General features: G+C 64.1%; 11 protein-coding genes, 1 tRNA gene and 1 riboswitch. Of the genes, 7 read left to right on the forward strand and 5 right to left on the reverse strand.

What is annotated here, in order from left to right:
• Positions 1–605: 605 nt before the first annotated feature.
• Positions 606–696: transfer RNA gene (locus C2L80_RS10260), tRNA-Ser, on the reverse strand.
• A 65-nt stretch (positions 697–761) separates the two neighbouring features.
• Here C2L80_RS10260 and C2L80_RS10265 point away from each other — a divergent pair.
• Complete coding sequence (locus C2L80_RS10265) at positions 762–2,840, forward strand: DUF2207 domain-containing protein (RefSeq protein WP_239938900.1); 2,079 nt, start codon at positions 762–764, stop codon at positions 2,838–2,840.
• 1,072 nt (positions 2,841–3,912) lie between these two features.
• Positions 3,913–4,431: a shikimate kinase gene (locus tag C2L80_RS10270; RefSeq protein ID WP_087198539.1), complete on the forward strand. Its 519-nt coding sequence runs from the start codon at positions 3,913–3,915 to the stop codon at positions 4,429–4,431.
• Between the two features lie 273 nt (positions 4,432–4,704).
• Here the strand turns inward: C2L80_RS10270 and C2L80_RS10275 are convergent, their stop codons facing one another.
• The gene (locus tag C2L80_RS10275) at positions 4,705–5,307 is read right to left on the reverse strand and encodes a cytidylate kinase-like family protein (protein WP_087198540.1); all 603 of its coding nucleotides are present in this window, start codon (positions 5,305–5,307) and stop codon (positions 4,705–4,707) included.
• A gap of 198 nt (positions 5,308–5,505) precedes the next feature.
• Between C2L80_RS10275 and C2L80_RS10280 the strand changes: the two genes are divergently transcribed.
• On the forward strand, positions 5,506–7,071 hold the full coding sequence (locus tag C2L80_RS10280) for an MATE family efflux transporter (protein WP_157941064.1): 1,566 nt from the start codon (positions 5,506–5,508) through the stop codon (positions 7,069–7,071).
• A 1,222-nt stretch (positions 7,072–8,293) separates the two neighbouring features.
• Here the strand turns inward: C2L80_RS10280 and C2L80_RS10290 are convergent.
• Positions 8,294–10,117: a flavocytochrome c gene (locus C2L80_RS10290; RefSeq protein WP_087198542.1), complete on the reverse strand. Its 1,824-nt coding sequence runs from the start codon at positions 10,115–10,117 to the stop codon at positions 8,294–8,296.
• Between the two features lie 220 nt (positions 10,118–10,337).
• Here C2L80_RS10290 and C2L80_RS10295 point away from each other — a divergent pair, with 220 nt between their 5' ends.
• Positions 10,338–11,813, forward strand: a complete 1,476-nt coding sequence (locus tag C2L80_RS10295; protein ID WP_087198543.1) for a response regulator transcription factor — start codon at positions 10,338–10,340, stop codon at positions 11,811–11,813.
• A gap of 734 nt (positions 11,814–12,547) precedes the next feature.
• Here the strand turns inward: C2L80_RS10295 and C2L80_RS10300 are convergent.
• Positions 12,548–14,077 carry an alanine/glycine:cation symporter family protein gene (locus C2L80_RS10300; protein WP_087198544.1) on the reverse strand — a complete coding sequence of 510 codons (1,530 nt, stop codon included), beginning with the start codon at positions 14,075–14,077 and terminating at the stop codon, positions 12,548–12,550.
• Between the two features lie 132 nt (positions 14,078–14,209).
• A riboswitch (glycine riboswitch) is annotated at positions 14,210–14,327 on the reverse strand.
• 385 nt (positions 14,328–14,712) lie between these two features.
• Here C2L80_RS10300 and C2L80_RS10305 point away from each other — a divergent pair.
• The gene (locus C2L80_RS10305) at positions 14,713–16,431 is read left to right on the forward strand and encodes a SpaA isopeptide-forming pilin-related protein (RefSeq protein WP_224759254.1); all 1,719 of its coding nucleotides are present in this window, start codon (positions 14,713–14,715) and stop codon (positions 16,429–16,431) included.
• Positions 16,432–17,265, forward strand: a complete 834-nt coding sequence (locus tag C2L80_RS14410; protein ID WP_239938902.1) for an MSCRAMM family protein — start codon at positions 16,432–16,434, stop codon at positions 17,263–17,265.
• On the opposite strand, the gene C2L80_RS10310 is transcribed toward C2L80_RS14410, so the two are convergent.
• Complete coding sequence (locus C2L80_RS10310) at positions 17,262–17,705, reverse strand: MarR family winged helix-turn-helix transcriptional regulator (protein WP_087198545.1); 444 nt, start codon at positions 17,703–17,705, stop codon at positions 17,262–17,264. The genes C2L80_RS14410 and C2L80_RS10310 overlap by 4 nt on opposite strands.
• 787 nt (positions 17,706–18,492) lie before the next feature.
• On the opposite strand from C2L80_RS10310, the gene C2L80_RS14050 reads away from it, so the two are divergent.
• Positions 18,493–18,645: a hypothetical protein gene (locus C2L80_RS14050; RefSeq protein WP_169999049.1), complete on the forward strand. Its 153-nt coding sequence runs from the start codon at positions 18,493–18,495 to the stop codon at positions 18,643–18,645.
• Positions 18,646–18,833: the final 188 nt, after the last annotated feature.

Raw genomic sequence — 18,833 nt, forward strand, 5'->3', positions numbered from 1 at the left:
CCGGGAGGGGAGGCTGAAGGCGTTCGACGAGGGAGGGCGCAAGGTGTACGATACGATAGCCGGCCGCAGGAGGCGGCTGGGGCTGGCCGCCTAGGCCGTCCGGAAAAACGTCCGCACCCCCAAATCGCTCGATTTTCTGCACGTGAAGGCGTCTCATGTTTGCGAATGAGGATGCGGGCGACTGTGCGGTCGTTCTCGCTTGGCGGCTTGGATAGGTGCTGCGATGCGAGCTTCGATTGCGTTGCCCAGTGTGCGAGTGGTGCGCATGGTCGACCTGGCCGCCAAGACCGGGGCGACCGACGCGGTGGCGGCGAGGCTGGACGAGCTCGTGGCCGAGCGCGCCGCCGTCGCCGCCGAGCTCGCGGAGCTCGAGAAGGGCACGCCCGTGTTCGACCGCGACCACATAGAGTTCTGGGTTCATGAGATCGTGGGGAAGAAGGATCCCCTGGAGGTGGTCGCCCTGTTCGTGCGGCGCGTGGTGCTCGACCCGGAGAGCGGCAGGTTCCGAGTGGAGTTCATCGTCGGCGGCGACGGGGGCGACAGGGGCGCAGACGCAGCGAACCCCCGCCCGGACGCTCCGGACGGGGGTTCGCGTAAGTCGCAACTGGCGGAGAGCTGGGGATTCGAACCCCAGATACGCTTGTGGCGTATACTCGCTTAGCAGGCGAGCACCTTCGGCCTCTCGGTCAGCTCTCCGCAGTATAATAAGGTGCGATTCGCTATGATAGCGTGACCATCCCCAAGTTGCAAGGAGCATGACCGTGCAAAACACGAGTGGTTCGCATCTTCGCACGACGACGCGCACGACGCCCACCGCAAGCGCCGCCCCCGCCGCACGCGGTGCGAACGCCGCGTCTGCCGCCGCTGCCGCAGCTGTGGTCGGGAAGGCGCGGGCGGCGCTGCTTGCCGTGGCGGCGCTGGTCGCGTTCGCATGCGTTCTCGTGGCGCTTGCTCCGATGCAGGCCGATGCGAAGTCCTACTCCATGCCGAAAGTCGATATCCAAGCGCAGGTGGAAACCGACGGCTCGCTGCACGTGGTCGAGCAGCGCACGTTCGACTTCGACGGCGACTTCACCGCGGTGTGGTGGGCGTTCGACGGCTTGCCGAGCGGCGCATCGTTGCAGGTTAACGGCGTGCGCATGGCATCGGTTTCAGACGACGGCACGGTGGCGGGCGAATGGACGACGCTCGAAGCCGTCTCGTTCATGCCCGGATGGCGCGACGAGGGCGGCCCCGGCACGGACGCGTACTCGCTCGACAAACCGAAGGATACGGTGTATGTGTTCTTCGACGTCTCCGACGAACGGATGATGGTCGAGCTCGATTACACCATCGTCAACGGCGTGCGGGCGTTCAAGGACGTGGGAGAGGTGTATTGGAAGTACGTGAGCGATCAGTGGGCTGAAGCATCGGACGACGTGACGATGACGCTCGCCCTTCCCGTTCCGCAAGGCACCGAGGTGCGCGCGGGCGACAACGTGCGCGCATGGGGCCACGGCCCGGCCGACGGCTCGCTGACGGTGAACGCCGACGGGTCGGTGGTCTATCGCGTGCCGCACGTGGCATCCGGGCAGTACGCCGAGGCACGCGTGGTGTTCCCGGTGGAGTGGCTCACCAACCTTTCCGGAGATGCGGCGCAGTCCAGCCGCGATGTGCTGCGGCTCGACACGGTGTTGGACGAGGAGCGGCGCTGGGCCGACGAAGCGAACCGCGATCGCGTGCTTGCGCTGGCCTTCGTCATCGGCTGCGCAGCGGTGTGCGTCGTGCTGTTGGCCTGGGCGTTGCGCGCGTACTTCAAGTACGGGAAGGAATATGCCCCCGACTTCACCGACGAGTACTGGCGCGACGTGCCCGACCCGGGCGTTCACCCGGCCATCATCGGGCGTTTGTGGCGATGGGATCGAGAGAGCCAAGACGACTTCACCGCCACGCTCATGCACCTGTCGCATATCGGGGCCGTGCGCATCGATTCCGGCACCTATCCTGAACAGGGCGTGTTCGGCGCGAAGGAGGTCACCGACTACTTCATCACCCGCCTGCCCGCTGCCGACGATGTGGAGCATCCCATCGACCGCGCGGCGCTCGAACTGCTCTTCGATCGCATTGCCGGCGGGGCCGATTCGCTGTGGTTCGGCAGCATCAAGAAGTACGGCGAGGATCACCCGCAAGAGTTCGTCGACACCATGGCCAGCTGGCAGGGGCGGTTGTCGTCGGCGACGAACCGCGAGGACTTCTTCGAGGCGAAGGGCAAGCGCTATCAGGGCTATCTGGTGGGACTGGCAATCCTGGTGGCGATCGCGGGCGTCGGCATCGCGGTGATGCAGGAGAACTTCATTCCCGCGCTGTTCATGGTGCCCACGGCCATTGCGCTGGGCGTGATCGGCAACTACCTGCCCCGACGCAGCGTCCGCGGCAACAACCTGGTGGCGAAATGCAAGGCGCTGCGCAACTGGCTGCGCGATTTCTCGTCGCTTGACGAGCGCCCTCCCACCGACGTGAAGGTGTGGGGCGAGTTCATGGTGTACGCGTATCTGTTCGGCGTGGCCGATCAGGCCATCAAGCAGCTTCAAACCACCATGCCGCAGCTGTTCGAGTACGACGGCTCTTTGGGATCGACGTACCTGCCGTGGTGGTTCTGGTACACCGGCGGCCACACGAGCGCGGGCGCTGCCATGCCGTCGGTGAGCGACATGTTGCAGACGTCCGTTACGAACACCGTGGCCACCGCCCAGTCGGCGCTGTCCGCTGCGAGCGGGGGCTTTTCGAGCGGCGGCGGCTTCGGCGGCGGGTTCTCCGGCGGCGGAGGGGGCGGCTTCGGCGGTGGAGGCGGCGCGCGATAACGCGCGGAGCGCGCGGGCGAGTGGGCGTAGGCGAGCCGCGCGGGGCGCGCGGGGCAGCGCGTGCGGACGAGCGGGCGTAGGCGAGCCGCGCGGGGCGCGCGGGGCAGCGTGTGCGGACGAGCGGACGAGTGGGTGAACCGTATGGCGCGCGCGGGCGGGCATGCGGCGGCATGTGCGGAAGAAGGCTGATGTGCGGGAAGGGGCGCGCGCGGGCGGCGCGCGATAACAGGTTGAGCTGCTACGCCGGCGCGCGGGCTGGCGAGCGGGCGAACCGCGTGGCGCGTGCGGGCGGCGTGCGAGGACGAGTGGGCGAGCGCGTGGGCGAGCAGCCGCGTGGGCGAGCGGGCGAACCGCGTGGCGCGCGCAGGTGCCATGCGCGCGGACGAGCGTGCGCGGCGGCCTTGGTTTGGCGGGGAAGCCTTCGCTCGCGGTAAACCGCCCTTGGTCTGGGCCGGGTCGGCCTGTCGCGCAAAGTTCCGCTGGTGCCGCGGAAGACTTCTCGTCTGACGGAGGGGCCTCGGAGAACGTGCGCTTCTGCCTCTTCTCGAGGTCGTGCGAGGTGGGGCGTGATGCCGGCCCGGCCGCTCCGGCGATGCCCTGCGCACGTGGGATGATGTTCGGCGGGATGCGCTGCGGATGTTTCACGTGAAACGTTTCGCGACGGAAAGGAGTCGAGCGCCGATGCCAATTGCGCCCGATTGCACGTCGTGCGCGTTTCTCGGTGCGGGCGAGCGCATTTCCGTTCAGCCTTGCGTGCAGGATGTTTCACGTGAAACACCCTGCGCAGGATGTGCCCTTGCTGCGGTGTTTCGCGTGAAGCACCGCAGCAAGCCAAAGGAGCATCGGGTGGAAGCGGCGCGCAGGAAAGGCGGCAGGGTGATTTCCGAGAATGCGAAGGAGGCTTGGGAGGGGAGGGCGCGCGGAAGAGGGCTGACGTGCGGAAAGAGGCGGGTGACATGCGTGCGGGCGAGCGGCCACGCGGTGATATGAACGCGGGTGAGCGCGGTACTGCTATAATCGAAGGATACAAGTCGGCCCGTTGCCTCGCGCGGGCAAAAAGCAAGGAGGAATCATGGCGGCAAAAGACAACATCGTGCTTATCGGCATGCCCGGCGCGGGAAAGTCGACGCTGGGCATCGTGTTGGCGAAGATCATGAACTACGATTTCGTTGACGCCGACCTGGTCATTCAAAGCCAGTGCGACAAGACGCTGCAAAAGCTCATCGACGCATGCGGCCCTGAGGGGTTCATTCAGGTGGAGAACCAGATTCTCAGCGACATCAGAGCGTCGAAGGCCATCATCGCCACGGGTGGCTCGGCTGTGTACTCTGATGAAGCCATGAGGCATTTGACCGAGATTGGCACGGTGGTGTACCTCAAGATATCGTACGAGCAGCTGGTTGGCCGCCTCAGCGATTTCCAGGAGCGCGGTGTGGTGCTCAAGGGCGGTATCGGCATGAGTTTGCGCGAACTGTACGACGAGCGCCTTCCCCTGTACGAGCGATATGCCGAGGTCACTGTCGACGTGGACGATCTGTCCATCACCGCCGCCGCTCGCAAGGTGGCCGACGCGCTCGAAAAGGGCGTCTAAGCGCGGGCATCTTCCGGTGCGGCGGTGGCATCAAGGTGGCGGCGGGCAGCGGCGAGGAGCGACGGGGTGGAAGGGAGGGACGGCAAGGCGGTAGAGGGGTGCGGCCGAGCAGCGGCGGGCAGTAATGGGGCACGGCGGGGAGCGGCGAGGCGGCAAGGAGGTTTGCCGTGCGGTTCGTGCGCCGCGTCGTGCGTGAGGGCTCTCGCCTGGTTCCATGCGCGAGGTAAACGCGTTCCGTCCAGCGGCGCCCAACCGTCGCGCACAGGATGCGCGTTACGCCCTCGCTTCCACGAAGCTGCGGATCACTTGCGCGGCCCCTGCGGCATCGAGCCCGTCGGAGTTGAGGCACAGGTCGTAGTTGCGCGCCTGACCCCAGTTCTCGTCGGTGAAGTAGCGGTAGTAACTCGCACGGCTTTTGTCCACGCGCGCGATGCGCGACCGCGCTTCATCTTCTGTCAGATTGTTGCGTCGCATGACGCGCGCCACACGCGACTCCATGGGGGCGCTCACGAACAGGCTCACGAGGCCCGGATGCCCGTTCAGCACGTAATCGGCGCAGCGTCCGACGATGACACATGGCCCCTCATCGGCGATGGCTTTGAGAATGTCCACCTCGGCTCGGTACACGCGCGAGGCCACGGGGTGCTCCAGATCGGTTCCGCAGAAGAAGCTGCTGGGGCTGAACAGCAACGGCCTGAGGGGCTTTTCGTCGAAGTCCTCCACCACGTCGCTTGAAAGTCCGCTTTCATCGGCGATGCGTTGGAGCAGCAGCTTGTCGTAGTACGCGATACCCAGCTCGCTTGCCAATCGCTCGCCGATCTCGCGTCCTCCGCTCCCGTATTCCCTGCTGATCGCGAAGACGAGATGCCGATCCATGCCCATCCTTCCGTTCGCTGTACCGTTCTTCGCCATTGTACCGCCGTCTTGCTCTCGCTGCCTCGATGTGAGATAAGTCGGTATAGATGTTTCACGTGAAACATCCTTATGCGGCGGGGTTCTCGCCTATACTGGGTGCTTTCGCCAACGAAGACGAAGCGCGACGCGGGGAGGCGTTGCGGGAAGGGTCGGATTCGCATGTCTGAAAGAGCGGTCAAGCGCGCAGGGGCGCGGAAAAACACGGAGCGGCTGGGGACGGAGCGCATCGGCAAGCTGCTGTTGGAGTTCTCCATCCCGGCTATCGTGAGCATGGTGTTTAACTCGCTGTACAACGTGGTGGACACGGCGTTTCTGGGGCATGCCGTCGGCTCGGCGGGCGTGGCGGTGACGACGCTCGTGCTGCCGGTGATGACCATCCTCATGGGCTTCTCCATGCTGGCGGGCCAAGGTGGTAACGCGCTGGCGGCCATCCAGCTGGGCGAGGGCCGTAAAGACCAGGTGGAGAAGACGCTGGGCAACGCGGCCGCGCTGCTGGTGCTTTTCGCGGCGGCGAGCGCCGTGGTGGGAACCGTGCTCATCGACCCGCTTCTGGCCCTCATTGCCGCGCCCGCCGATCTGTGGGATCAGACGAAGTCGTTCGTGCAGGTCATCTGCGTGGGATTCGTGTTCCTGTCGTTGGGCATGGGTCTGAACAACTTCCTGCGCACCGCCGGCAAGCCGAACCTGGCGCTAGGCACCATGGTGTTCGGCACGATCATGTGTGTCGTGTTGAACTACCTGTTCGTCATCGTGTGCGGATGGGGCATCCCCGGCAGCGCGTACGCCACCATCCTCGGCCAGGCGTGCGGCATGGTTCCGGTTCTGGGATACTTCCTGTTCAGCAAGACGGCGCCGTTCAATTTGCGGCTCTCGTGCTGCAAGCCGGACATCCGCTTGATGGGCAAGATCATGACGCTCGGCATCGCCTCGTTCGTGATGCAGGTGGCGGCGACGTTGGTGACGGTGGTGTTCAACCAGGTGGTGGGCGTGTACGGAGCGCTGGACGCCATCGGCGTGGAGAGCGCCCTGGCCGCCATCGGCGTGGCGCAGAAGGCCACGCTGTTCGCCATCATGCCGCTTGTCGGCCTGATCATGGGCGCGCAGCCCATCATCGGCTACAACTACGGAGCGCGGCTGTGGCAGCGCGTGCTGGATACGCTGAAGTGGGCGTCGGTGACGGGCGTGATCATGGGCACGGTGTTCTTCGTGCTGGCCCATGTGATTCCGGACCCGGTGGTGGCGCTGTTCGGCGTGACGGGCGACCTCGAGGCGTTCGCGGTGCAGTCGCTGCAGATCTACACCATCATGTATCCGCTGGTGGGGTTCCAGATCGTGGGTTCGAGCTACTTCCAGTCGAGCGGGCAACCGTTCAAGGCGGCCGTCTTGGAGCTGACGCGCCAGGTGCTGTTCCTCATCCCGCTGTATTTGGTGGTGCCGTGGGCGCTGCATGCGCTCGGCGGCTCGTCGGGATTGATGGGCGTGGTGATCAGCGTGCCCATCGCCGACGGGCTGTCCGTGGTGGTGACGGCGGCGTTCGTGGCCATCGAGGTGCGCAAGCTGCGCGCCAAGCGCGATGCGGCCGCGAACGCCCAGGCGGGGATCGGTGCCATGGAGAACGGCGGCCCGAATGGCGATCGGGCCGACGCGCTGGAGAGCGCGGCGGCGGGTGTCGGTCAGCTCGAAGGCGCGGAGTCGGGTGTCGAGGCGGGTGCGCGTACGAGCTGATGCGGATACGAGTGGCGGCAAAAGGGCGAGGCTGCTAGAAGCCGAGGTAAGTGCGCGTACGAGCTGATGCGAATGCGCGGGGCTTGACGGGCGTTCGCACGTGCAACCTACGACGCAGTTGGGAGCGCGCTGCTGCCGAACGCCCCCTGGCACCTGTTCAGAACATGTTTCACTTGAAACATTTGTTCCTTTATCGCACTACATTGCGACACGTGTTTCACGTGAAACATCTGAGGGTCGAAGGATGCGCTGCGATTAGGGGCATTACCGCAGGGCGGGCGGCAAACAGCGACGTGATCGGAGGGGCGCTGTCGCGACGAGTGCAGTGAAAAGTGCGACCAAGACGTGATAAAGGGAAGGGGTTGATGCCGCATCGCGTGCAGCGGAAGATGCCGCGAGATTGCGGGTGGAACTCGCACGGCGGGAGGCGCGGGGCCCGACGAGGGCGGTAAGGATGACGGGGCTAGTGCGAATGTGCGCAAGGTGGCGGTTGCGAGCGAGGGGCCCTTCCGTTGCACTCATTGCGGCTTCGACAGGCCGACAAGCCTTTTCACGAATGCGACGGAGAGGGCGATGGTGGATGAGAAGCGATGGGGTGCGGCAACCGTGCGGGTAATGCGGCAGCCGCGCGTCGGGCGCATGGGAAAAGGGCTGCGGAACGGAGGGCGCGCGGGGAACGTGGCAGCCGTACGGGGGATGCGGCGGCCGCGCGGGCAACGCGTCAGCGTGCGGCGGTCGCGCGAAGATATGCGGGCGCAACAGCGAGAAGGCGAGCGAGAGAGCATGGGGCGCTTTTGCTTTTGTCGCGAGGTTACGGACAGGGGGAGGGCAGGGGATCGAAATGCTCGTTTCTTTGCCGCGTCATGTTGCGTCATGCCACAGGAATGTTTCACGTGAAACATTCTCAAAATGGTGAACAATGGAAAGGCTTAGTGAGGGGTGGTCGCGGTGCGTGGCATCGCGCGCGGCAGGATGCGCCGGGAAGGCAGGTACCTTGCGCTTGCGAGCGGTGGGTTGCGCATGCGCGTATGGGGTTTGGTTGTTCGGACGCGAAGGGGCGTGCGAGGGGGCTCGGATGGGGGTTGCGCATGCGTGCACGAGGCTTGGTTGTTTGAGCGGCCCGTGCGCTCAAACGTACGGGCCGCTCGAGAGGAGGGGAGGAGTGCTTGAGTGTGTGGGCCGCGCAGGAGGGTGAGTGCGGCCCACGGCGACGGGGTTCGGCCTATGCGGAGAACGCCGCGGCGTTTCTACCGGCGATGCGCCCGAACGTGTAGATGTCGGACATGGAGCAGGAACCCAGGCGGTTCGTGCCCATCTTATGACCGGCCACTTCGCCGGCAGCGTACAAGCCAGGGATGGGAGCGTCCGCGTTATCGAGCACCTGCGCGTCGGTGTTGATGTGCAGGCCGCCCATGGTGTAGTGCACGGCGGGCTTGTAGGCCATGAGGTAGTAGGGACCTCCCTCGATGGCGTTGAAGTCGCCACGGAAGTTGAACTCGGGATCCTTGCCGTCCTTGCAGTACTGGTTCCACTGCTCCACGGTCTTCGCCAGCTCGGCAGCGTCCACGCCGAAGGGTTCGCACACGGCTTCGAGCGTGTCGCCCTTCACGATGATCTTGCGCGATTCGAGGTTCTCGTATTCGTCGGCATGGGTTTCCAGCAAGCCTGTGGGATCGGCGTTCGCCTGGTTGAAGAGCAGATACGCCTTGCCGTCGGTTTGCTTGACGATAGCGTTGGAAAGCACGTCGCGTCGGTCGAGCTCTTCGACGAATCGCTTCCCTTCCTTGTTCACCATGATGGCGCGGCTCTCAAGGCGCACATCGCCCACGTACAGCAATGCTCCGGTTTCGGGATCGCACACTGGGTAGGTTTGGATGTACTCCATGTCGATGAGGTTTGCGCCCGCGGCCTCGCCCATGGTGATGCCGTCGCCCGTGGCGCCCACCGAGTCGGTGGACAGGATGGACTCGTCCATGGCCGGATTGTACTTCACGCGCATGTCGATGTTCGAGCCGAAGCCGCCGCTTGCCAGCACCACGGCCTTGCAGGTGATGGTGGTTTCGTTGCCGGTTACGGTGTTCTTTACCTTCACGCCCGCGACGGCGTCGCCGCTCTTCACCAACTCGGTGGCCTGGGAGTTCTTCGCTAGCGTCAACGCGTCGATCTCGCTCGCGCGCTTCGTCAGCTTCGTGGTCATCTCGCTGCCGCTGTGGGTGATAGGGATGATGGAGCGCTTCGTGTTATGGCCGCCAAACTGCATGAGGTCGTGCTTCCAGGAAACACCGCCTTCGAACGTGAGCCATTGCGAGCTGTCGAGCGCACCCTCGGCGATGATCTTCACGAGCGCGGGATCGCCTACGTTGTCGCCGCCGACTAGCATGTCTTCGGCCAACGCTTCGGGACTGTCGGCGATGCCTTCCTGCACCTGAATCCAGTTGCCGGGTGCAGCCATCTCGCCGCCGGACAGCGCGGTGTCGCCACCGAACACGCCCATCTTCTCAAGCAGCACGACGCTCTTGCCCTCGTTGGCGGCCGTGATAGCCGCCGCGAAACCGGCACCGCCGCCGCCGATGACCACCACGTCGGCCGACGCGGGAAGCTCGGCCTGCGCGGGCGTGGCCTTGTCGCGCTTCTTCCAGTCGCCCGCATCCTCGCCAGCCTGTTCGAGGGCGTCGCCCACGGCGCCGATGAACGCCATGCTGGAAAGCGTCGCGCCCGACACGGTGTCCACGTTGAGCGTCTGGTTGTCCACGATCAATTGCGTGAGTTCTTCCATGGCCACGTCGCCCATGCCCGGCGTCTCGCGGGAGTCGAGGACGGCAATGTGGTCGAGGTGCCCGCCCGTCACTTGGACGGACACGTTGAACGCGCCGTGCTTTCCCATGCCCGTGCCTACACCGGCGCGGCCTCCGTCGGTGCTCGAAGAACCTGACGCGCTTTTGGAGCTGCCTTGTCCGCTGGGTGCGCAGCCTGCGAGAGCGAGCGTACCTCCCAGCGCCGCTACGGCTCCTCCGGCGATGAACTGTCTGCGAGAGAATCCTGTCATGATGACCCCTTCCTTACATCGCTGCGCTTGCTCCCTGTCCAAGCGCCGATCCCAGCCTATCGTCTGGCGGCTCCACGGCAATTGTCCGTTCGGGTTAAATGAATAACCCTGTGGTATAACCCTCTTGCGAACTGGGGTATGTCGGGTAGTATGGATGGGGAGAGGCAAGGGGAGAACTTGCCCGTCATGCGTTGATGCGCGACGGGTCGACGGAGGTTGTATGGAAGGTGTCGAACAACGGGGCTTCGTCGAACGATGGAGGGTCGTGCTGTTGCGGGTGGCGGCCATCCCCTTTGCTTTCTTTGGCGTAGGGCTCTATCGGGCATGGTTGGCGACGTTCTTTCGCTACAACGCATTTCCCACCATCTCGGTGTTCGACTACTTCTTGTTCGAGGGAGCCATTGGCGTTGCATCGTTGGCTCTTGCGCTTGCCGCTCGGAAGGTCGCGCCCCTGTGGGCGAATCGGACGGCCGTGCTGGTCACGGGCGCGGCGATGATAGGTGGGTCGCTGCTCATCGTGGTCGCATGCTTCGCGCTTCCGTTCCCGGGGCTCAAAGTGGCAGGGCTTGTGGCTGCGGGAGGCGGTTTGGGGTCGCTCATCCTCATGTGGGCCGAGTTCTACGGTTCGCTCAACCCTTTGCGCGTTGCCCTGTACCATGCTATGGCCATTTTCGTGGGCGAAGTGGTGAAGTGGCTGTTCATGGGTATGTCGGTGCCGTATTTGGCGTTCTTTTCGGTGACGCTGCCCTTTGTGTGCCTGGCATGCGTGCGCTCGAGCATGCGGCGGCTGCCGAAGCGCGATCTGCCTGTAGCTATGAGCGAAGGCGACCCGAAGGTCATTCCCTGGAAGCCCATCCTGCTTATGGCGGTGTGCACGTTTGCGGCCGCTTTCGGCGCGCTGCCTATGCAGGTGCTGGTACCGGGCAATGTTGCTGGGGCGATGTTCGTGACGGCGCTCGTGCTCTTCGGCGTGCTGTCCGCATCGCGCTGGTTCAACTTCGACACCATCTACCAACTCGCCTTTCCGCTATTCATCGTGGGATTTTTGTTCGTCATGCCAACATTTGGCGGCAATGCGCAGATCATGGCGCTGTGCTACGATGCTGGCTACACCATGTTGTCCATGTACATCATGATCGTCATGAGCAACATCACCTACCGGTTCGGGGTGAGCGCGGTATGGATCAACGGCATTGAGCGCGGTATTCGCTATGTGGTGGAGCTGATGGGGTGGCTTATGTTCGCCGGTGCGTCAGCGAGTTTGGGCGAGGAGGTCACGTCGACGTTGTATGGCGGCGTGACGGTTGTTGTGGCGGTGACGTTTGCTGCGATCTTCTTCACCGAGCGCGGATTGTCGGCAAAGTGGGGCATCGTGTTGAAGGATGATCCGATGGGCGCTTCAGCTGAGGGACGGATAGCCATCCGTGTGTCCGACTTGTCACGCGCGTACAATCTTAGTCCGCGTGAGGAAGAAGTGCTGCAGCTTATCGCCCAGGGCGATACGGTGGCCGAGATCGGAGACGTGTTGTACGTGTCGCAGGGCACCGTGAAAGCGCATATCAACCATATTTACCGAAAGTGTGGTATTCACAGCAAAAGCGAGTTGCTCGAACTGCTCAATGATGTGGAGAAGCCAAGGCGGGCGAGAAGGCGTGGAGAGGTGGATGCCGGCGACGAAGAAAGGCCGCCAGCGTAGGGCGTGCGTCGCGTGCGTGACGTCGCATGCGGCTCCGGTGCCCTTGCGCATTCTTTCGAAGGGAGAGGGGTGCCCCTTGCTTGCTCGAGGCGAAGTCGGGAACGGAGCGGCGGTGAGGGGCGGTGGAAGTGGGGGCTGGACAGATGACGGTAAAAAATCCGGGTATTTTTCTTGATATTGTACCGAATAAGCGTAGTTTTGCTTGTTGATAGACCTGAATTGGTGGATTACGGTAATATCTTAGAATATTTTGCTCCATATATTACCATTTTGGCCTTTCTTTCGGCCGAGCTCCCCTCAAAGCGGCAAATTCGGTAAAATATTGAGAAACAATTTGAAATTCATTACCGCAAGCGTCGCGCCCCGAGGCCGCACGGCCTCCCGCCCGCAAGCGTCGCGCCCCGGGGCTGGAAGCGCACCCGCCCGCAAACAGCGCATCCCGGAATCGGATGCGCATTCAGGGATGCTCCTCGGAGTCCGTCGCGCGCCTGAGGCGCGACATCGAGGGCGCGCGACGGCTTGCCGTTCGGACAAGGCGGGGGTTTGCGTTGTGCGGTGGACACTGACCGCGCGCAGCCTCCTCCCCTCGCTCCGCCATCCGAGGCCGCTTCGCCCCTCCCCCCTCGCCCCGCCTCCCCGCAACGCTTGCCGGAGCGCCCGGAGGGGGGCGCTCCGGGCTCGGCGCTTGGAACCGGCCGCCGAGCGCTCAAAGCTGGGCGTTCGGGGCTCGGAGACTATCCTTTCGCTCCGGCCAGCTCGTCATCAGACGTGTTGAGCGGGTCGAGGGGCGGGATGCTCCACGTGTCGTCGGTCGTGCGTGGCGCCATCGCGTCCTCGGTGCCGGCGGCGCGCAGGCGCTCGAAGTAGTCGCGCGTCTCCTTCGCCACCACGCCCGACAGCGCGATGAGGGCCACCATGTTCGGCAGCGCCATCAGGCCGTTGAAGATGTCGGCGATGGTCCACACGGCGGCCACGGTCATGTAGGGGCCGATGAACACGCAGAAGATGTACAGCCACCGATACGCCTTCACCGCTTTCATGTTGCCATTGCTGAGGTACTCCAGGCAGCGCTCGCCGTAGTAGTCCCATCCCAGGATAGTGGTGAACCCGAACAGCACGAGGCACGCCATCAGCACGAACGATATCACGTTGCCGGGGACGAACGGCAGCCCTGCTTGGAATGCGGCGGTGGTTACGGCTGCTCCCTCAAGACCGGGCAGTTGGTATGCGCCGGTCATGACCAGCGCCAGGCCGGTCATCGAGCACACGACGATGGTGTCGAGGAACGTGCCAGTCATGGACACAAGGCCCTGGCGCACCGGCTCCTTCGTCTGCGCGGCTGCTGCGGCGATGGGTGCGGAACCCAGGCCCGCCTCGTTGGAGAAGATGCCGCGCGCGATGCCCATCTGCATGGCGACGAGGATGGCGCCGAGCATGCCGCCGCCGAACGCCTGCAGCCCGAACGCGCTTTGGAAGATGACGGCGAACGCGCCGGGAATCTTATCGAGGTTCGCCACGATCAGCACCAGCGAGAATCCCACGTACAGCACCACCATGGCGGGGATCACGCGCTCGGACACCTTCGCGATGCGCTTGAGCCCGCCGATCACCACCAGCCCCACGAGCACGGCCAAAAGCAGCGACCCGACGACGGTGGCCACCGAGTAATCCATTCCCAGGATATTCACCGTAGCGGACTTCTCGGGGTCAAAGAATCCGGTGATGGCCGAAGAGATAGAGTTGACCTGCGTAAATGTTCCGATGCCGAACAGGCCCACGCACATGCCGAAGAACGCGAAGATCTTCGCCAGCCAGCGCCACTTCATGCCCATGCCGCGCTCGATGTAGTAGAACGGGCCGCCCAGCACGTGGCCGGTTTTCTTGTCGATGTTGCGGTACTTCACGGCCAGAAGCCCCTCGGAGAACTTCGTCGCCATGCCGAACAGCGCGGCCAGCCACATCCAGAACAGCGCTCCCGGACCTCCAGCGACGATGGCCGTTGCCACGCCGACGATGTTGCCGGTGCCGATAGTGGCTGACAACGCGGTGCACAGCGCGCCGAAGCTGGTCACCTCGCCCTCGCCGCCCGTCTCGTTCTTGACCATGTAGCGCAGTGCCCGCGGCAGGTGCCGGAACTGCACGCCGCGCAGCCGCGTCGTCAGCAGGACGCCGCCGAACAGGATGAGCACCATGAGAGGCGGGCCCCAGATGAATCCGTCGATGGCGATGATCGCATCGTTGACGATGCCGAAAAACCCTTCCACCTTGCATGTCCTCCTTCACGTCGAATCGTGCATGGGGCGATCCGTCGTGTGGGGCCGCAAGGAGGTGGGGGAGAGCGAATGCGATGCGCGTTCGCACGATGCTGGTCTGCCGTGCGGATGCGCGAGAAGCCGTGGCTTCGCTCTGTCCTTTTGCCTGAGAGTTTCGGCGGCGTCGCGCGAGGCGGCGCGCCTTGCCCCTTCGGCACCTGCGATCGCCCAGCGGCGTGCAGGATTCTCCAGAGGCCCCTACCGCGCCCTGTCTCGTTCGCATCGTTTGCGCCGCTTGCATGTGCGAGCTGCGCCACGTTCGATCCAGAGCGGTTCAACGGGGTTCGCTTTTGCGTGTGCGCGGGCCATTGTAGCAGGGGATGCGGTTGTTGTTAACCCGTCGATTGGGATTTTATTGTCCGAAGCGCGCGAAACGGGTAGGTTGGCCGCGCGCCCGCGTGCCCCTGCATCGGGGCGGGGTTGTTCGGTTCGAAGGCGCGGCGCGCTTGTCGCGCTTGCGTCGGAGGCGTTACGAACGCGAAACCGCTTGTGTTCGTCGATGACGGAGAGGGTTGCGGTTCCGTAAAGTGAAAACCTGCGAACAGCCCTTTCCATTGCAGTGTTTCCAAGTTTCCAAGGAGGTTTTCATGGCCTTTCGACTGGCCGCTTTCGCACGCGCCGCTCGCTTGCGTGCGCAACGGCTTTTCTTGCTCTTCGCCGCCATCGGCATGGCGGTGGGATGCGTACTGGCGATATGTCTGTCGACAGATTCCGCTGCGGCCGACCCCGACGATGCGAACGCGCCCGAGGCGCGCGCTGCCGACATCACGGACAAGGTGGTCGTCGACGGCATCAAGCTGCAGAAGAAATCGGGGGATACCTGGGTTGACGTTGCCGACGGCGCCACGCTGACGAACGGGTCGTACGTGCGCATCTACATCGACTGGAGCATTCCCGATATGGACGGCGTTCAGGCGGGCGACACGTTCACGTTCACCATCGACGGCAAAGACCACCTCTTGGCCAGCGACTTCGGCCCGGTTGACCTGGTCGCGCCCGGCACGTCCACCGTCATCGGGAGCTACGTGGTCAACGGAAACCGCAACGCGAGCGGCGGCATGGTTCCCGGCCAAGACATCACCATCGTTACGACGCTTTCCGCGGAAGGTGCTGGCTTCCCGTCGCTGCACAACGGCTTCTTCTCGCTCGAAGGCTATGTGAGCGGCGTCGGAGATGACATCGTGTTCACGGTCAACGGCTCATCGCTGCCGTCCATCGGCATCGACCCGCCATCCACCGGGCCGCTGCCGGACACGCCGCTGCTGAAATACGGCTCGCAGGTGGCCGGCCAGAACCAGATCGTGTGGAACATGGGCGTGAACCTCGACAACATCGTGGGCGCGTATGCGGATTACGCTGCCGGCGGGTCGGCCTCCTCGCCGCAGCAGCGCAACCTTCTGCTCACCGACGAACTGCAGGGCGGCCAGGCCATCTCGTCTTCCAACGTGGAGGTGTACCTGCCCATCGTGGCCACGACGGATGCGGGCGAGGCGCAAACCGAGCAGTACGCGGTTTACTCGCTGAACGACCTGTTCGCATTTGTGGACGCCTCGGAGGCTGACGGCACGACGCAAAGCGAGTTTGCCGACAGCGTGCGCTTCGCCGCCCAACCCACGGTCGGCGTGTGGGAGGGCCGGGTGGTCTACATAGGGTTCGGCAGCGTTCCCACGGGCGACGGCTCGAGCGCGCTCAACATCGGCAACATCCTGAATGGCCAAGGCGAGGCCGGCCTTTCGCAATTGCTCGACAACAAGGGCGCGACGCCGACGCAGAAGGACATCATCATGAAGTACTTCAGCGCATCGGGGCCGAACAAGGGCGATTTCACGTCGTTCGTCGTCGAGTTGCGCGCCGATGCCTCGGCAACCGGCCAATACGAGAACGCCGCCACGCTCACCTATGGCGACAGCTCTGGAGAATCGTCGACGGGCACGGCGCATTTCACGGAGATATCGGGCGGCGTGGAGGTGAAAGACGGCAAGGCCGTGCTGACGAAGGTGGACGCCGCCGAACCGACGTCCGCTTTGTCGGGCGCCGTGTTCCGACTGGAGAAGATGCAGCCCGACAACTCGTGGCAGACGGTGGCGGGTTCCGAGAGCTTGGTCACGAACGATGAGGGGCAGATTGTCGTCACGGGGCTTTTGCTGGGTCAATACCGCTTCGTGGAGGTGGAGCCTCCGGCTGGCTACGTGCTGCGAACCGAGCCGGTGGAGTTCGCCCTGTCGTCATCGACGCCTAACCACACAGTGGAGGTGACGGTGACGAACGAGAAGAACCCCGTGCTGGGCTCGGCCGTGCTGACGTAGGTGGATGCCGAGAACGCGGACGTGGTGTTGGAGAACGCGGTCTTCAAGCTTGAGCGGCAGCGAGACGATGGCACGTGGGAGGTTGTGCCCGGAAGCGAAAGTCTGACCACTGGGGAGAACGGTCGGATCGTGGTGTCCGATCTTGCGTTTGGCTCATACCGGTTCGTTGAGCTTGCCGCTCCGGAAGGCTATCAGCTGCAAACGACGCCGATTCCGTTCACGCTTGCGGCCGACACTCCCGATCTAACGGCGACGGTGACGGCGACGAACGAGAAGATTCCCGTGCTGGGCTCGGCCGTGCTGACGAAGGTGGACGGGAACGATCATGCTACCGTGCTCGAGGGCGCTTTGTTCAGGTTGGAGCGGTTGGCGCCTGATGGCGGCTGGGAGGTCGTGTCCGGGTTCGAGGAGCTGGTTACCGATGCGAACGGTGTTGTCGTTGCGGACGGTCTTGCGGCGGGGTCGTACCGCTTCGTGGAGATGGCGGCTCCGGATGGCTATGCGTTGGACGAGACGCCGATGCCGTTTGAAGTGGGAGGCGGCGATCAGCCGACGCAGGTGGAGTTGACCATGGAGAACACGCCTCTGCCGACCGACCCGACCGACCCCGTCGATCCTGCCGACCCGACCGACCCGGCGGATCCTGCCGATCCGACGGCCTCCGGCGGTTCGTCGGTGTCGATCACTGCGGAGTGCCCCTCGTCGTCTGGTGTTCGACTTGCGCGAGCCGGTGACGCGCTGCCTGCGGCGGCTTTGGGAGCTCTTGGCGTAGCTGCCTCGGTGTCGTTTGGCGTGGCGCTGTGGGCGTCGCGCCGCCATGAGCGCCGCAGCTAGTCGCCGTCGACGATGCGCTCGGCGTTGGCCTTGAGGCGCGCGAGCACGTCGACGAACGTGTCGAGCTCGCGCTGGTCGATGCCTTCGATCAGCTGGTTCGCTCGGTCGAGGGTGGCGGGCTGCACGACGCGGATAAGCTCGCGCGCCTTGTCGGTGATCGAGATGGCGTGCGCGCGGCGATCGGACTTGTGCTTGTTGCGAACGATCAGGCCCTTGCGTTCGAGCGTGTCGAGGTACCGCGTGATAGTGGCTTGCTCCTTGCGCGTGATTTGGGCGAGCTCCTTTTGCGAGAGCTCGCCCGCGCGCTCGAGCTGGTTGATGAGGTTCCACTGTCCGGGCGTGATGTCGTAGGGCTTGAGCGCCGTTTCGAGCGATCTGAAGATGCACCGTTGGGCATCGTACACGAGGAAGCCGATGAGGCTGTTGTGCTTGTTCTCCATGATTGAGGAACCTTCCGCTGCGCGTATGGCGTTCTCGTCGCCCATGAGCGGAAACGCCGCTTATCGTGCGTGCTGCTTGTCGTGCGTACATGAAACCCCAACACCCCAAGTCCGTCAATGAACGTCACGCTTTTTCGGCTCAATCTCCGTTTTCGTTTGGGCGGGTCGCTGTTGGCATCTCGCGATTCAAATCCCTTTCGACGTGCGGTGTTCCAGCTGGGAGCGAGCCCGCTTTGACGTAGCACTGCGCGAGTATCGCTCGACGGGAGAGCGGGGACAGAGCGAAGGGGGCCCTCGGGTTTCCACCCGGCTGCCACGGACGAGATGCGGGCGGGCTGTTGCCATGCGTCAAGAAAAGGGGACGAAGCTTGGGAACGCCCGAGGTATGGCTGTTCTTCGTGGCGCGGAGTTCCCTCCCTGCTCCCGGTCTCATCTGCGATTATCCTTAAAGTAGAATTAATTAGCATATTGCACTAATAATTTCAGATAATATAATTAGTACTGCAAGTATATTGCTGAGGAGAAGAGCAGGAGTGCGGGGACGCCGGAGAGGGGCGGGACGCGTAGGCGGGGCGGGGAATGCGGGCGCGCAAGGATCGCGAAGCGCGAGGTTCGCCGAAGCGAGAAGCGCGGGCGCGCAGGGCTCGCAAAGCGCAAGACGGGTGGACGCGGGGGCGTGCTGGCGCGTAAAGCTCGCAAAAGCGCAGCTTGAGCAAACGAGAGGCGTGCGAGCGTGGAATGCGCCGGAGCGCGAGGCTCGCGAAATGCAGGGATGCGAACGAGAGGCATGCGGCTGTGGGGTTTGCAAGCCGCAGAGTATGCAGACGAGCAAGACGAGCGGGACGAGCAAGACGAGTGGGACGAGCAAGACGAGCGGGACGAGCAAGACGAGTGGGACGAGCAGGTGGCGAGCCGCGCGATGCATGGACGCGGGCGCTGAAAACCCTCGGATGGCCGAAGTTCCAGACGGCGGGCGGTCGGGTCGCGCGAAGGCAGGGACGTTCGTACAGGCATCCTTGGCCGCGGCTTTCGCCCGATGTTTCACGTGAAACAGTGCTCCCAGCATTGCCGTACCTCGCTTTGGTCGAATCTCCCTAGCGTTCACCCCCATCGCCCCCTCCATTGCCC

Origin of the sequence: Rubneribacter badeniensis, assembly GCF_002899695.1 — a bacterium.
Taxonomy (GTDB): Bacteria; Actinomycetota; Coriobacteriia; order Coriobacteriales; family Eggerthellaceae; genus Rubneribacter; species Rubneribacter badeniensis.

Excerpts from the sequence above, each read along its gene's own strand:
- C2L80_RS10270 (WP_087198539.1), top strand. The coding sequence starts at position 3,913 with ATGGCGGCAAAAGACAACATCGTGCTTATCGGCATGCCCGGCGCGGGA.
- C2L80_RS10275 (WP_087198540.1), bottom strand. The coding sequence starts at position 5,307 with ATGGATCGGCATCTCGTCTTCGCGATCAGCAGGGAATACGGGAGCGGA.
- C2L80_RS10280 (WP_157941064.1), top strand. The coding sequence starts at position 5,506 with ATGTCTGAAAGAGCGGTCAAGCGCGCAGGGGCGCGGAAAAACACGGAG.
- C2L80_RS10290 (WP_087198542.1), bottom strand. The coding sequence starts at position 10,117 with ATGACAGGATTCTCTCGCAGACAGTTCATCGCCGGAGGAGCCGTAGCG.
- C2L80_RS10295 (WP_087198543.1), top strand. The coding sequence starts at position 10,338 with ATGGAAGGTGTCGAACAACGGGGCTTCGTCGAACGATGGAGGGTCGTG.
- C2L80_RS10305 (WP_224759254.1), top strand. The coding sequence starts at position 14,713 with ATGGCCTTTCGACTGGCCGCTTTCGCACGCGCCGCTCGCTTGCGTGCG.
- C2L80_RS10310 (WP_087198545.1), bottom strand. The coding sequence starts at position 17,705 with ATGGAGAACAAGCACAACAGCCTCATCGGCTTCCTCGTGTACGATGCC.
- C2L80_RS14050 (WP_169999049.1), top strand. The coding sequence starts at position 18,493 with ATGCGGCTGTGGGGTTTGCAAGCCGCAGAGTATGCAGACGAGCAAGAC.